The following is a 14,303-nucleotide window of genomic DNA, read 5'->3' as shown; positions in this document are numbered from 1 at the left end:
AAAAGTTGTGGATTAGCGTGAATGATGAATGCGCGAAATAGATACGAAAAGCCTAAGCCGTTTTGGAGTAAACCAACAATCCAAGTCCAAAGAAAAAGCAGACGAACATCACAAACAGGAGGGTGTTCACGCCTTTGGGTGCGGTCTTGAATTCTTTCCAGATAAAAACACCCCACACGGCTGCCACCAGCACGGCGCCCTGACCCAGTCCATACGAAATGGCCGGTCCCGCCTTGTCGGACGCCAGGATGCTGAACGACATGCCGATGCACCAGATCACACCACCCAAAACACCGGTGATGTGACTTTTGAAATTACCCTTGAAATAATCTTCATAGCTCACGGGCGCACCTTCCACCGGCATACGCATCAACACGGTGTTGAACAAAATGTTGCTGACAAAAATACCCGCCGCAAAAACGACGATCGCCGTATACGGCGTGAGCTTACCCGCCTCGGGGTGCACAAAGTCGTGGGCCATTCCCGATACGACGAAACCATAGAACTGTGCCATCAGCACGCCCGCGATCACAGAAATGATCAACCCTTTTGAAGAGACCTTCTGCGCACTGCCGGATGATTTTTTATACGCGACAGCGTTCACCACAATTCCCACGGCAATAAGCGCTACACCCGTAAAAATTATGACTGGGTTACCAGCAGGCACTTTCAAATAATTATCCAGCACACCCCAGATCAACGCAATGCCGATGCCCACCGGAAATGCCACCGACATGCCGGCAATGGAAATGGCTGCGATGAGCAGGATGTTTGCCAGGTTGAATACAACGCCGCCAATAAACGCCGAACGAAGACTCGCCACGTCCGACTGTGCAAAGTCGGCCCGGAAACTGCGTCCGTCCTCACCCATGCTGCCGAGGGTCGACGCGAAGAGGAGCGACAGCAGGAAGATGCCCAATACATAGTCCCAATAAAACAATTCAAAGCGCCACGATTTTTCCGCCAGCTTCTGCGTGTTGGCCCACGAGCCCCAGCAAAGCATGGTAATAAAACAGAAGAGCACGGCGACGGTATAGCTTTCGAGAATGAACATAGGCCGGGAGTTTGGTTATGGATGAGTGGTGTTCGCAGGCTTGTTGTCGTACACAATGAATTCGCTCAGGTTGACCGGGCTTTTTTCATCGGGGTTCAGAATTTTCAGGCGCACGGTATGCTTTTGACGAGGCAGCTGATATTTCCAGAACAATTCATAACGCCGCGTAGTGAAGCTGCCCGGAAGTTCCACGTTCTCCACGAGCTTGTTGTCGATGTAGAGTTCGGTCTTGGCCACATAAGCAGACGTCGCCTGCCAGCGTGCCGATTCGCCACGCACCACAAAGCCAATGCCTTCAAATTCGAATGTGTATTCGTCCGTGAGCGTTTTGCGGATCTCTATTTTGTCTACGGGGTGATGACCTTCGAAGCTTTGCTCCAGGCGCACAGGTTTAGGTTGCTGTACCTTGATGTACACGGACTGATCATCAGCCGTACCACCGTTGCGGGCGATCATTTTCAGGGCGTGGTTGTAACCGATGGTATACACGTCGTTTAGCGACATGGTGGTGTACTTGAAGTCGAGCGGCTCCGACTCCTGGAGTCCCATCTTCCAATAGGGCGGAATATTTTTGTAACCCAGCACCGTGCCGAGTATGCCTCCAGCCGAAGAGGGATTGCAATCCGAATCCTGACCCGCCCGCGTGGTGATCTCCATCGTCTTTGTGAAGTCACCTTTTCCGTACAACAAGCCCAGCACAACATAGGCCGAGTTCACCGTGGCGTCGATGTTGAAAGGAACAAAAACACCTTCGGGGCAGCCGATGTCTTCCGTGTATTTCTTTTGGATCTCGAACCAGGTGGCTTTCCAGTCGTTGGGATATTGTTGGTGCCATTGAATCACATCCTGGATCACGTGGTGGAAACGGCTTTCGGCGGGAATGGTCTTCAGCGCTTCCTTCACAATAAAAGGAATGTCAGACGAGGTGAAGGCCAGCGTATACATCGCTCCCATATACACACCACCGTACCAGCCGTCGCCATAGTTCATGATGTGACCGATCTTGTCGCTGATCTCCGACGCGGTGTTGGGCATGCCCGGCGACATGAGCCCGGCAAAGTCCGACTCAATTTGATAGTCGATGCAGTCGGCGTGCGGGTTGTTGAGCCAGTGGCCGGATTGGGGTGCGGCAATGCCGTGTAAAATGTTGTAGCGTCCGGCCTGGTTGGCGTGCCATAGTGCGTAGCCTGCATTGGCATAGGCGTTGGCAAATTCGCTCAGGGGTGCATCCAAACCCTTGCGTTCGAACACATCCACGAAGGTGAGGTCCATGTAGATGTCGTCGTACAGCCCGGGGTTGTTCACCATGGTGTTTTTCAAATAGCCGTCATACCATTTGATGGGTTGATAGTCCTGGATGATCGTGCCGCAAAACCTGAACTCGGTCGGGCCACCAAAGGTGACGCCCACGGTCTGGCCGGCCCATCCGCCCATGATCTTGTCTTTCAACACTTCTTTGGAAAGTTTATACGTCCCGTTAGAAGGCGCTGTGATTTTTTTCTCCTGGCACCACGCCGTGGCCGGGAGCAGCAACAATAAACATAGGGTTGATCGTCTTATCATAGTAAGGTTGTTAATTCATGTCGATAGGGCGCCGAAGATTGTGCGCCCATGCGGGTGACGGATAGGGCAGCTGCGCGATTGGCAAACTGAACCGCTTCATCCAGCGATGAACCTTCGGCAAGTGCGACAGCAAGTGCACCATTAAAAACATCTCCTGCCGCTGTTGTGTCCACCGCCTGCACGCGCGGTGCCGCGATGTAGCGGCCGCCGCGTTCGTCGTGGACATAAGCGCCTTCGCTGCCCAGCGTGATCACTACCTTTTGAACACCCTTGTCCCTGAACCACTTTGATACAGCACTGATGGCCGAGGCATCGCGGACGGACAAACCGGTGAGCGTTTCAGCTTCCGACCGGTTTGGGGTGATGAGGTAAAGATCTTTGAAGATCGTCTCCGGCAATGTCGTGGCCGGAGCGGGATTGAGGATGACTTTCTTTCCCGCTTTCGCGGCAAGTTCTGCGGCGCGAACAACGGTGGGGATGGGGATCTCCAGTTGTAAGAGAACTGTGTCGGTGCGCTCAAATTCTTTTTCAGCCTGCGTCAGATCTTCGGCCGTCAGCGTGCCATTGGATCCCTGGGCCACCACGATGGTGTTCTCGCCTTTTGCATCTACCGTGATCAATGCCACGCCGGAAGGATGCTGGGGATCGGTCAATATAAAATCTGTGTGGATGCCTTCTTTCTGGAATTGCTGCAGGGCCTGTTGCCCGAAAATGTCGTTGCCCAATTTGGCGATGAACGTGACGTCGCCACCCAGTCGCGCGGCCGCCACCGCCTGGTTAGCGCCTTTGCCACCGGGGAACATAAAGAATGTGCCACCCAGAAGGGTCTCGCCGGGGTCTGGAAATTTGGCAGACTTGATCACCATATCGGTGTTGGAGCTGCCGACGACGAGAATGGATTTTGCGGGCATGGTCAGGTAGGATAGAAAACGTTTCCGATACTAACCCTTTTTCGGGACACCATCATCCCGGAACGGCGGATTTTACACGAAAAAAATTACTTGAAACTAAAATTGTTAGTTATAGTATACTAATATAATTAGTTTTGTTACCTTTGGATCATCAAACGCAAATCCGCTATGAAAACAGTAAGAACCACCTCCGGAACACGTAAAATCGAAGATTGGAACGCCAACCTCATCCCGCTCCAGCTTCGCGAGATCCTCCAGGACCAGCGCAAGACCCTGATCGACCGCCTCCTGAACGAGAACGGGCTGCAAGTATACGTAGACCACAAAATGGGTTTGAAAATGACCTCCGCCCAAAACGGCAAAGTCCGCGGCGGACTGGGCCGGCTCATGAACGCCGGCATCGACATCGACAACTACCTGCCCATCCTTGAAATGGTCCTGCAAAACGAAAACACCTATATCGACTCCGGCTTCTTTTATAAGGAGATCGACAGCTGCATCCGCCGCTGCATGCAAGAGTCGCAGCTCACCCTTCCCCACATGGAAATGTCGTCCTTCGATGGGATGGGGATGAACCTCATGGATGTATTGAACAGAAGAAACTAGGACTCACAAATGTCCGGGGCCGGGCCAGGAAGGCAAGCTGTGCAACCCCTTTAGACCCGGCCTTTCCAATAAGAAGTGTGTTGTGCGTAACGGATGGTGCAAGTGTAAGGTGCTTGCACCATTATCAAGTCTGGCAAAGTCTGGCGCAAGTGTATAGACTTGTGGCTATTATGTCAGTCTTCAGATTGACGAAATCTCTAAAATATCTTCCCCGGATTCAATATCCCCCTGGGATCAAACACCCGCTTGATCCCCCGCATCACCTCCAAATTCGCCTCCTGCATCGCCAGGTGCATATATGGCCGCTTAGCGATCCCAATACCATGCTCCCCCGAAAGTGTCCCCCCCAGGCTGACCGTTAACTTAAAGATCTCCCCGATACCATCCACGACCTTCGTATTCCAATCTTCTTCGTTGATCGATTCTTTCAAAACATTAATGTGCAGATTGCCGTCACCCAGGTGACCGTAGCAAACCGAGTTGAATCCATATTCCTTTCCGATCTCCTTAATACCCACGATCAGCTTAGGCAAATTAGCCCGCGGAACCACCACATCCTCAGCGCGTGTAAGCGTGTAGGCATTCACAGCAGGAGAGAGGTTCTTGCGGATCTTCCACAGCTCTTCTTTTTGTGCAGCCGTATCAGCAAACAAGATCTCCCCCACCTGGAAATTCTCCACAACCCCCATCACCCGCTCGGCGTCGCGCATGAGCACCTCGTCGTCGTTGCCGTCGAGTTCGCAGAGGAGGTAGGCGTTCATGTTTTCGGGGAAGGGTGTGGTCACTTTGGCGGCGTAGATCTTTTCGCAGTAGTCGATGGTGAGCATAGCCCCTTCGCGTTCAAAGAACTCCATGCCGCTGGGGGTTACGCCCGCGCGGAATATTTCGGCGATGCCTTTGCAGGCTTCCTCGTTTGTGGCAAATGGAATGAGCAGCAACACGTCTTTCTGCGGAAGGCCGCGCAGCTTGAACACGATCTTGGTGATGATCCCCAAAGTGCCTTCGCTGCCGCACATCAATTGGGTGAGGTTATAGCCGGTAGAATTTTTCAATACGTTAGCCCCCGTCCAAATGATCTCGCCCGTGGGCAACACGACCTGGAGGTTCAGCACATAGTCGCGCGTCACGCCGTACTTCACGGCCTTGGGCCCGCCGCTGTTCTCCGACACGTTGCCGCCGATAAAGCAGGTGCCCCGGCTGGCGGGGTCGGGGGGATAGAAAAGACCTTTGGCTTTCACGGCATTCTGGAACACCTCTGTGATCACCCCCGGCTCGACCGTGGCCTGGAGGTTGAGTTCGTCTATACCAAGAATACGATTGAAACGTTCCATAGAAATGACGACGCCTTTTTGTACGGGAAGCGCCCCGCCGCTAAGACCGGTACCGCCCCCGCGCGGGGTGACGGGGATGACATGTTCGTGACAAAGTTTCATGATCTGGCTGATCTCCTCGGGTGTGCCCGGTTTCAGGACCACGTCGGGAAGGAAGGAGTAGTCCTCCGTCTCATCGTGCGAGTAGTTGTAGCGCTGCGCAGGATCTATAACGATGTTCGACTCGCCAACAATGGCGGCAAACTGCCCGATGATGTCGCTGGAAACTTCTGCAAATGCCATGAATCAAGTATATTTGGAGTAATTATTTTTTAACCTTTTGCTGATGCGATTTTTTCAACTCAAAATTAGTCAAAAGCTTGTTCTTCACGGGGTAATCGGAGCAACACTTTTTTTGTGCTCTTGTGCCGCCCACAAAGTGAGACAAGCCGACGCTCGCGAGATCAAGGTCGACAAGGTGATCTCCACAGCACGCACCTTCATCGGTACACCGTACAAGTATGGAGGAACTACCCGGGCCGGCATGGACTGCTCGGGGTTGCTCATCAATTCGTTTCAGGCCGTGAATGTAGCCTTGCCGCGAAGCAGTGAGGCCCAAAGCAAAATAGGCGAAGAGGTGACGATGAAAGAACTGGAGCCGGGCGACCTGGTATTCTTCGCCACGGGCAGGAGAAAAAGAGAAGTAACACACGTGGGACTGGTCACGGACGTGAGGGGCAAGGAAGATGTGAAATTTATCCATTCGTCCAGCTCGCTGGGTGTGGTGGAGACCAACCTCTATGCCGAGTACTATCAGAAACGTTTCCGCGGCGCACGCCGGGTAATCATACCATAAACGCTAGTCCTTTTCACACCATGAAAAAAACACGCAGGGATTTCTTAAAACTATCGGCCTTGGGCGCTGGCATGTTGCCCGTGGCACAAAGTCTGGCCGAAACACCAGAGGCCACCAAACCCATCGTACTCTCCACCTGGAACTTCGGCCTGGCCGCCAATGAAGCTGCCTGGAAAATACTGGCTGCCAACGGCCGCGCCCTCGACGCGGTAGAAGCCGGCGCCCGTGTTCCCGAAGGCGACCCGAAAGAAACCTCCGTTGGTTTAGGAGGGCTGCCCGACCGCGACGGCCGCGTCACTCTCGACGCCTGCATCATGGACGAGCACGGCGGCTGTGGCTCGGTGGCATTCCTCGAACACATCGTCCATCCCATTTCCGTGGCGCGTCTGGTCATGGAGAAAACCCCGCACGTGATGCTGGTCGGCGAAGGCGCATTGCAGTTCGCGTTGGCCAACGGTTTCAAAAAAGAAAAACTGTTGACAAAGGAATCGGAGCAGGCCTGGAAAGAATGGACCAAGAAATCGGAATACAAACCCGTAGCCAACATCGAGAACCATGACACCATCGGCATCATTGCACTGGATGCGAATGGTAATTTATCCGGCGCCTGCACCACCAGTGGGATGGCCTACAAAATGCACGGTCGTGTGGGTGACTCTCCGATCATCGGAGCAGGATTATATGTCGACAATGAAATTGGTGCCGCCACTTCCACGGGTGTGGGCGAAGAAGTGATCCGCATCGTGGGCTGCCACCTCGTGGTGGAATTGATGCGCCAAGGTCACTCGCCGCAAGAAGCTTGTCAACTTGCTGTTGAACGCATCCTAAAGAAAAATCCTGCGAAAGCGAAAGAAGTACAAGTGGGTTTCCTGGCCCTGAACAAGAACGGCGAATATGGAGCCTACTGTTTACAAAAAGGATTTACCTACGCCAAGTACGACCCCACCGGAAACAAACTCTTTGATTCTAAAAGCAACTTCTAAATGACTGTAGAGATCGTAGTATACAACATCGCCTCCGCCCTGAAAGCGCAGGAAGGCGGAGCCGACCGTGTAGAGTTATGCGACAACCCCGGAGAAGGAGGGACCACCCCATCGTTTGGAACGGTGGAAGTAGTGCGCGCCAACCTGGGCATCGATGTCTATGTCATGATCCGTCCCCGCGGCGGCGACTTCTGTTATTCGAGCTATGAATTCCACGCCATGAAACGCGACATCTACCAAGCCCAGAAGCTGAGTGTGGACGGCATCGTGCTCGGCATCCTCAACCCCGATGGCACTATCGACAAAAAACGCTGCAAGGAATTGATCGACAAAGCCCGTCCCTTGAAGGTGACATGCCACCGCGCGTTCGACATGACGCGCGATCCTTTTCAAGCATTAGAAGATTGTATCGAAGTGGGCTTTGACCGCATCCTCACCTCCGGTGGACAGATGCAGGCTGTGCAAGGAGCAGCGCTGATCGGCGAATTGATCAAGCGTGCCAATGGCCGCATTGCCATCATGCCCGGGTCGGGTGTGAATGAAAACACGGTTGAAGAGATCGTAGCCAAAACGGGCACGACCGAAATACATTTCTCCGCCGCCGCCACCACCGACAGCCTCATGCAATATCGCAACCCCGCCATCGCCGGCATGGGCTCTGACGAAGGTTCCGAATTCAAATTAAAAACCGTGGACCCTGAGCGCATCAAAGCGATTCGCGCGCTCGCAGAAAAGAAACTTGAGGAGACCAAGAGGTAGGGCGAAAGCCTCACTAAAGAAAGTAAGACTCCCCTAAACGAAAACGCCCCGGCCTCTTGCGAGACCGGGACGCTTCTTCTATGAACTACCTACTAGTTCTTATTGCGCTTTCGTGGCATTGAGCGGGAAGGTTCCGAATTGACCTACCGTGATGTTGCCGGTCATCTTCGTGTCTTCGACGATGGATTTCACCTGCATGGTCATCGCGCCGTTTGGCGTGTTGAAGTCGTAGTGGAAGGTGAGCTCGTTGCCATTCACTTTCACCTCCGACAATTGGCTGGTGCCACGACGGCTTGTGATGGTGCCGGTGTATTTGTCGCCATCTTTCAGGATCACGATGGTTCCTTCGCCACCTTGGGGTGATTCAACTTTATAATTCCATGTACCGGTAGCGTCAACAGTTTTCGTGGCATCGGCCGGAGGCAATGCAGGAGCTTTTGTTGCCGCTGCGCCCGCTGCTGCACCAGCGCCAGGAGTGAATCCGCCGCTGCGTTGTCCGCCACCGCGTTGTCCACCGCCACCGCCTTGTGCGCCACCGGCGTCTTGTCCACCACCGTTGTCACCACCTTCTTTCAGGTCGTCGTTGTTGATGGACCTTCTGCGTTTGGGTGCATCCACCGACATCTTGCCGATGCGATAGCTGAACGTGATGCGGAAGCTCATCGTGTGCATGATGTTCAGACTCCTCTGATCGATGGTAGGTGATTGGATGGTGTTGTGGATCCGGAAATTCGGAGTGAAGAAGTTCTCTGCACCAAAACCGATGCTTCCTTTCTTCTCGTTGAAATCTTTCTTGAGACCGAGACTGTAGATACCAAAGCCACCTTGCGAACCTTGCAGCTGCACCTGGCGACCGCGATAGAAGCTGAAGAACTGGAAGCCCCAGCCTTTGGTGAGGTTGTAGCTACCGAACAAGCGGCCACTGGCCACCCAACCTTCATTGCGTGTATCGACGTGGTTGTCTAACACAGCATAGTAGATGTCCGAACCACCGTTCAACGACAACTTGCCGACATTTACGTTCGCAAAGATGCTGAGGCCGTAGGCGTCTTCAGAACCGATGTTTTGATAGGTGGTAAGAATCTGCCCAGGTACGTCTGCATTACCCGTCGGTACACGCACAGCCTGAATTGAACCTGTGGTATTCCGCATGAACGACGTAAAGTTGAGTGACGTTCCACCGATATAGGTATTGTATCCCAATTCATAGTTGTTGGTATATTCAGGATTCAACGTTGGGTTACCAGCTGTGATGCTCAGCGGGTTTCCGCCTTGAATGTTGGGATTGAGGTATTGGATGGAGGGTCGCTGAATACGACGGTTGTAGGCAATCTTTACCATGCCTCCATTTTTTAATTTCTTTGAAAGGTTCACGCTCGGCACCAATACACCATAAGAAGGAATGGTGATGTTGTTTTCCTTTGTATGCGCGGTGATGGTAGTGTATTCATAACGCGATCCGGCTTTTAAGCTGTAACCACTCTTGGCGGTATAAGTATAAGAAAGATAGCCCGACGCAATGTTCTGATCGTAGTTGAGGTTGTTGTTCTTCAGAGGATTGGTATCCAACTCGTAGTTGTAGTCGCCGTCAGGATCGTTATAGTAGGTGTAGTTGCTATATACCTTGCGCATAATGTCCTTGGCTCCGGCTTCCAACATCTGTGTGGTACCGATGGGTGTTTGATAGTCACCTTGGAAAGTTACTTCCTGGTTGTAGCTGTCGTTCAAATTGCGCGTGCCACTGGGAGCAGGGAGATCTTTGATATCGTCAATCCGGCGGTCAAAGTTGTTGGTCCGGTTGTTCTTGCTGTACAGGGCCAGGAAACTGAGTTCGCGTTGCGGCTTGTCGAAAAGGTGCGTATAGGTCAGGTTCATGTCGATGGTGTTCGAATGGTCCTGTGTGTAGACCTGGCTCAGCGAACTGGAGTCGGCCTTGTTGGGAACTTGCGAGAGCGTGAGCAAATTGTCCTGGTAGCTGTTGTTGTTGCGGGCACCGAAACGGAGGGATGCGGCGAGTGAATTTTTCTTGTCGATGTCATAATCCCAGCCCAACGTGTAGTTGCCGAACAGACCATGCGAACGCGTATCGGCAGTTTGCTGGTTTGTTGAAATGATGTTGCCTTCTGCGTCTTTGGTGTATTGGGTATTGTCGAAACTTCCCGTCACATTATACATCGCGCGTCCAAAGCCTCCCAGGTTGAATCCCATCTTTCCTTTGCGATAGCTGCCGTTCAATCCCAGGTTCGATCCGCGAAGACCAACGCCGGTATCAACGTTCAGTGTAGCACCTTGCAACGTATTTTTCTTCAACACGATGTTGATGATCCCACCGCTACCCTCTGCATCATATTTAGCCGAAGGCGACGTGATCACTTCCACGGTCTTGATCTGATCGGCTGGAATTTGTTTCAACGCATCGGAGATGCTGCTGGCCATGATCGTGGACGGCTTATTATTGATAAGCACCTTGATGTTGGAGCTTCCGCGCAAGGTCACGTTTCCATCCATGTCCACGGAAAGCATCGGCACGCGCTTCAACACGTCGGTGGCATCACCGCCGCGCGTGGTGGCGTCGTTCTCGGCGTTGTAGATGGTGCGGTCAACACGTTCTTCCACCATTTGCTTCTGGCCTTCTACCACAACTTCGTTCAACACCTTGGCACCCGTGCTCAATTTGATGATGCCCAGGTTGACGTCCGACTTCTTGTCTATTTTAATATTGTTGATGGTCTGTGTTTCGTAACCGATAAAAGACACGGCCACGTTGTACGTTCCTTCTGCTACTTTGTTTATGGAGAATGCACCTTTGTCATCACACACGCTGCCGTCAACTGGCTTGCCGGTGGCGGGGTCGAGCAGCGCCACGTTGGCGAACTCCACGGGGGTGTTGTCGTCGGCATCCATGACCGTGCCGCTGATCTTGGCATTACCGTGGGGCGTTGTCGGGGCCGCGCCGCCAGGGGTTTGGGCCCAGACGCCGGCAGAAAAAATGAGAGATGCAAAAAGAAGTACTGTTTTTTTCATTTTTAAGATATACATATAAGATTCAACTACACAGGTCAGTGACGGGGGAAAGTGCCATGGTATTGTAACTGCAAAAGAAATTCTTTTGTTGGCATGGGACGCAGGAATTATACCATCGGTTTCATTCTCTCGACCGATAGGGCGTTTTATCGACCGGACCCGCAAGGTAGGCGTTTTAGGGGCCAGCCATCGATCAAATTGTGCAAACGGTAGAAAATCCATGAGAATGCCGGTTCGTTTCTTTTGGAAGGACTACATTTAGTCCCGTAAAATTACCGCTCATCATGTCATCGTTTATCAATAGAAATAGGGTGTTGCTGTTGCACTTGTCGTTCTGGTGTGTATACCTGTCGTTCAATGTATACCAGATCAACTTTTTCCAACACGAGCGCGGCCTGGACTGGGGTGAGCTGATCTCGTCACTGCTGGTGCAGTTGGTGTTTACCTTATTCATCGCCTATTTCAACTATTTCATCACCTGGCCCCGGTTCCTGAAAACCAAAAATATCTGGCGCTACCTGCTGGAGTTCCTCATCCCCTTTGCCCTGGTCATCGCGGCGCGGGTGTACCTCCAGCGTTATCTCGTGGAGCATTTTTTTCAAGGGCATGTTGATTTTTTCCATTCCGATTTCTTTATCGTTCAAATCACCGCCGTCACCTTGCTCATCGTCTTCTTCGTAGGATTGCTCCGCTTCGCGGTGGACTGGTTTGAGTTCGAAGCCAAGAAGAAAGCGATCGAAAACGAAAAGCTCACGGCCGAGTTGAACTTCCTCAAGGCCCAGATCAATCCCCACTTTTTGTTCAACACGCTGAACAACTTGTACTACCTGGCCTACACCAAATCGGAGAACACCACCGAAGTGATCGCCAAGCTCTCGCAGATGATGCGCTACATGATCTACGAGTCCAACCACGCGAAAGTGTTGCTCAGCAAAGAGATCGAATACATGCAGAGCTACATCAGCCTGGAGCGGCTGCGGCTGAACAACCAGATCCCCATCAACTTCAACATCGAAGGCAACCCGGAAAACATCTGGATTGCTCCCCTAATTTTCGTTACTTTTCTGGAGAATGCATTCAAACACGGCGTGAACAACAGCGATCCCAAAGCGTGGGTGAACCTGACGATCGACATCGCCGGAAAGGAATGCATCTACACCGTAGAGAACAGCAAACCCAGCATGCCTCAAGGCAATGAGAAGTCGGGCATCGGGTTGCAGAATGTGCAGCGGCGATTAGAGTTGAGCTATCCCGGACAATATTCGCTGGACGTTACGGAAAATGCAGAACACTATCGGGTACAATTAAAACTTACACTGGCGTGAAATACAACTGTGTGATCGTCGAAGATGAGCCCCTGGCCCGCAACCTGATGACGGAATACGTACGCAAAGTGCCCACCCTCCTCCACCTGGTGGAAGCCTGCTCCAGTCCGCTGGCCGCCCTGGAAGTGCTGCGCAGCAACAACGTTGACATCCTCTTCCTGGACGTACAAATGCCCGAGATCACCGGCATCTCTCTATTAAAGGTGCTCCAGAAAAAGCCCCTTGTCGTCCTCACCACCGCCTACTCCGAATACGCCCTCGAAGGCTACGAACTCGACGTGGCCGACTACCTCCTGAAACCCATCACCTTTGAACGGTTCCTCCGGACCGTCGACAAACTCGTCCAACGGCTCGAGTCCAAAACGGCACCCGCGCCGGCACCGGAGCGCGCTCCATCCGAACCCAGCCCCGCCTTCGTCTTCGTCAAAGACGGCACCAAACTCGTCAAGGTCCGCCTCGACGACATCCTCTATGTCGAAGGCCTGAAAGACTACGTCACCATCCACACCCGCACCCAAAAAGTGATCAGCCTCCAACGCCTCAAAGCCCTCGAAGAACAACTCCCCGCCGACAAATTCATCCGCATCCACAACTCCTACATCGTAGCGCTCGACGCCATCGAAATCATCCACAAAGGCGACGTCCAAATCGGTCAAGCCGTGTTACCTATAGGAGAGACCTACAAAAAAGCCTTCAAAGAATTCATCGACAAAAACCAGATGCAGTAAAGGAGCGAAGTTCCTTTGCTTGCCCGCCGAAGCTTTAGCGAAGGAGGGCGGTTCAATATGAAATCCCGCCACGCGCAATCCACCGCCCCACCTTTCTACGTAAATTAAGGCACATTATAAAAGCAAACTCATGGCACTAACACCCGGCCAAAAAGCCCCCGATTTCACCCTCGCCTCCACCACCGGAAAAACCTTCTCCCTCAACACCGACCTAAACCGAAAACCCTGCATCCTCTATTTCTATCCCAAGGATTTCTCCACCGGCTGCACCAACGAAGCCTGCGGCTTCCGCGACACCTTCGACCTCTTCGAAGGCCTCAACATCACCATCCTCGGCATCAGCCGCGACGACATCCCCACGCACCTCCGCTTTAAAGAGGCCCTCAAACTCCCCTTCGATCTCCTCTCAGACCCCGACGGAAAAATCTCCAAACTCTACGACACCACACCCCCCTTCATGGACTTCTTCACCAAACGCACCACCTACCTGCTGGACACCGACCACGTGATACAGGCCGCATATGAAAACGTTTTCTCTGCGCGTAAACATATTAAGGAAATGGCGGCGAAGGCTTCGGGCAGTGCGGTAGTGAAATAGGACTGGTGCCCGAAGAAATGAAGGGAAGATTTAATGGGTGACGCCAGAAATTTGTTGGTGAAGAACACCAACAAAGGCGCGTGGCGATTGCGCGCAAAAAAAATATCAAATATGATTTTGTGGGCAACGCCCGAAAAGATCTAAAACATAACCCCGTAGGGGTTTCCCCATCATAACCCCCAGTGAAACTGGGGGCAGGCAACAAAAGTTGCTTCTCTAGCGCCACAGGAAAGAAAACATCGAACTTCCAACGTTCTGGCGCACATTAGCGCCTTTGATTCTGGTGATGCAACGACACACGTTCAGCGGCGTGCTAATTCATTCGCAAACGTTGTCTCTAAAGATTTGTGATCCTCCAAAACCATCTCCAAAATAAAAAAGCCGGACCAAAAAGTCCGGCTTACATATTTAGTGGAGAATATCGGAGTCGAACCGATGACCTTGACACTGCCAGCGTCACGCTCTAGCCAGCTGAGCTAATCCCCCTAAATAGGACGGCAAAGATAATTGAGTTCTCTTAATTGTCAACATAAATTTAACACAGCTTTCTATCGAAGAAAATAGCCTCCGCCCCATATTATTGCGC

Annotated in this window: 12 protein-coding genes and 1 tRNA gene; 7 read left to right on the top strand and 6 right to left on the bottom strand. The window is 52.4% G+C overall.

All coding sequences use genetic code 11. From position 1 onward, the window contains the following. Positions 1–52 precede the first annotated feature (52 nt). The 3 genes from BUB30_RS18395 to rbsK are packed head-to-tail and all read right to left on the bottom strand — an operon-like array spanning position 53 to position 3,528. The gene (locus BUB30_RS18395; RefSeq protein WP_073136724.1) at positions 53–1,054 is read right to left on the bottom strand and encodes a GRP family sugar transporter; all 1,002 of its coding nucleotides are present in this window, start codon (positions 1,052–1,054) and stop codon (positions 53–55) included. A gap of 15 nt (positions 1,055–1,069) precedes the next feature. Next, the gene (locus BUB30_RS18390; RefSeq protein WP_084138220.1) at positions 1,070–2,617 is read right to left on the bottom strand and encodes an ADP-ribosylglycohydrolase family protein; all 1,548 of its coding nucleotides are present in this window, start codon (positions 2,615–2,617) and stop codon (positions 1,070–1,072) included. Beyond that, positions 2,614–3,528, bottom strand: coding sequence for a ribokinase (gene rbsK / locus BUB30_RS18385; protein WP_073136722.1), 915 nt, complete (start codon positions 3,526–3,528; stop codon positions 2,614–2,616). Before rbsK ends, BUB30_RS18390 begins: the two co-directional genes overlap by 4 nt. A gap of 168 nt (positions 3,529–3,696) precedes the next feature. On the opposite strand from rbsK, the gene BUB30_RS18380 reads away from it, so the two are divergent. Next, positions 3,697–4,134, top strand: coding sequence for a hypothetical protein (locus BUB30_RS18380; protein WP_073136720.1), 438 nt, complete (start codon positions 3,697–3,699; stop codon positions 4,132–4,134). Positions 4,135–4,331: 197 nt separating this feature from the next. Here BUB30_RS18380 and BUB30_RS18375 read toward each other — a convergent pair whose 3' ends face one another. Then, positions 4,332–5,747, bottom strand: coding sequence for an FAD-binding oxidoreductase (locus BUB30_RS18375; RefSeq protein WP_073136718.1), 1,416 nt, complete (start codon positions 5,745–5,747; stop codon positions 4,332–4,334). Positions 5,748–5,883: 136 nt separating this feature from the next. Here BUB30_RS18375 and BUB30_RS18370 point away from each other — a divergent pair, with 136 nt between their 5' ends. From BUB30_RS18370 to BUB30_RS18360, 3 genes are read left to right on the top strand one after another with little or no spacing between them, the layout of a single operon-like run. After that, positions 5,884–6,300, top strand: coding sequence for a C40 family peptidase (locus tag BUB30_RS18370; protein WP_245804125.1), 417 nt, complete (start codon positions 5,884–5,886; stop codon positions 6,298–6,300). Positions 6,301–6,320: 20 nt separating this feature from the next. Then, on the top strand, positions 6,321–7,283 hold the full coding sequence (locus BUB30_RS18365) for an isoaspartyl peptidase/L-asparaginase family protein (protein ID WP_073136714.1): 963 nt from the start codon (positions 6,321–6,323) through the stop codon (positions 7,281–7,283). After that, entirely contained in the window at positions 7,284–8,042 is a 759-nt protein-coding gene (locus BUB30_RS18360) for a copper homeostasis protein CutC (protein WP_073136712.1), read from the top strand. A 99-nt stretch (positions 8,043–8,141) separates the two neighbouring features. On the opposite strand, the gene BUB30_RS18355 is transcribed toward BUB30_RS18360, so the two are convergent. Continuing rightward, entirely contained in the window at positions 8,142–11,066 is a 2,925-nt protein-coding gene (locus BUB30_RS18355) for a TonB-dependent receptor (protein ID WP_084138262.1), read from the bottom strand. A 284-nt stretch (positions 11,067–11,350) separates the two neighbouring features. On the opposite strand from BUB30_RS18355, the gene BUB30_RS18350 reads away from it, so the two are divergent. The 3 genes from BUB30_RS18350 (at position 11,351) to BUB30_RS18340 (ending at position 13,717) form a co-directional block, all read left to right on the top strand. Further along, positions 11,351–12,391, top strand: a complete 1,041-nt coding sequence (locus BUB30_RS18350; RefSeq protein ID WP_073136708.1) for a sensor histidine kinase — start codon at positions 11,351–11,353, stop codon at positions 12,389–12,391. Next, the gene (locus BUB30_RS18345; protein WP_143164975.1) at positions 12,388–13,119 is read left to right on the top strand and encodes a LytR/AlgR family response regulator transcription factor; all 732 of its coding nucleotides are present in this window, start codon (positions 12,388–12,390) and stop codon (positions 13,117–13,119) included. The genes BUB30_RS18350 and BUB30_RS18345 overlap by 4 nt, the downstream gene beginning before the upstream one ends. A gap of 130 nt (positions 13,120–13,249) precedes the next feature. Next, positions 13,250–13,717, top strand: coding sequence for a peroxiredoxin (locus BUB30_RS18340; RefSeq protein WP_073136705.1), 468 nt, complete (start codon positions 13,250–13,252; stop codon positions 13,715–13,717). A gap of 412 nt (positions 13,718–14,129) precedes the next feature. On the opposite strand, the gene BUB30_RS18335 is transcribed toward BUB30_RS18340, so the two are convergent. After that, positions 14,130–14,203 (bottom strand) — tRNA-Ala (locus tag BUB30_RS18335). Positions 14,204–14,303 lie beyond the last annotated feature (100 nt).

The organism is Chryseolinea serpens (genome assembly GCF_900129725.1).
GTDB lineage: Bacteria > Bacteroidota > Bacteroidia > Cytophagales > Cyclobacteriaceae > Chryseolinea > Chryseolinea serpens.
Note: the sequence above shows the minus strand (reverse complement) of the source record. Positions and strands in the feature narration are given on the sequence as shown.

Bases quoted from the DNA above. Each gene is read 5' to 3' on its own strand.
- BUB30_RS18395 (WP_073136724.1), bottom strand. From the start codon at position 1,054: ATGTTCATTCTCGAAAGCTATACCGTCGCCGTGCTCTTCTGTTTTATT.
- BUB30_RS18390 (WP_084138220.1), bottom strand. From the start codon at position 2,617: ATGATAAGACGATCAACCCTATGTTTATTGTTGCTGCTCCCGGCCACG.
- rbsK (WP_073136722.1), bottom strand. From the start codon at position 3,528: ATGCCCGCAAAATCCATTCTCGTCGTCGGCAGCTCCAACACCGATATG.
- BUB30_RS18380 (WP_073136720.1), top strand. From the start codon at position 3,697: ATGAAAACAGTAAGAACCACCTCCGGAACACGTAAAATCGAAGATTGG.
- BUB30_RS18375 (WP_073136718.1), bottom strand. From the start codon at position 5,747: ATGGCATTTGCAGAAGTTTCCAGCGACATCATCGGGCAGTTTGCCGCC.
- BUB30_RS18365 (WP_073136714.1), top strand. From the start codon at position 6,321: ATGAAAAAAACACGCAGGGATTTCTTAAAACTATCGGCCTTGGGCGCT.
- BUB30_RS18360 (WP_073136712.1), top strand. From the start codon at position 7,284: ATGACTGTAGAGATCGTAGTATACAACATCGCCTCCGCCCTGAAAGCG.
- BUB30_RS18355 (WP_084138262.1), bottom strand. From the start codon at position 11,066: ATGAAAAAAACAGTACTTCTTTTTGCATCTCTCATTTTTTCTGCCGGC.
- BUB30_RS18350 (WP_073136708.1), top strand. From the start codon at position 11,351: ATGTCATCGTTTATCAATAGAAATAGGGTGTTGCTGTTGCACTTGTCG.
- BUB30_RS18340 (WP_073136705.1), top strand. From the start codon at position 13,250: ATGGCACTAACACCCGGCCAAAAAGCCCCCGATTTCACCCTCGCCTCC.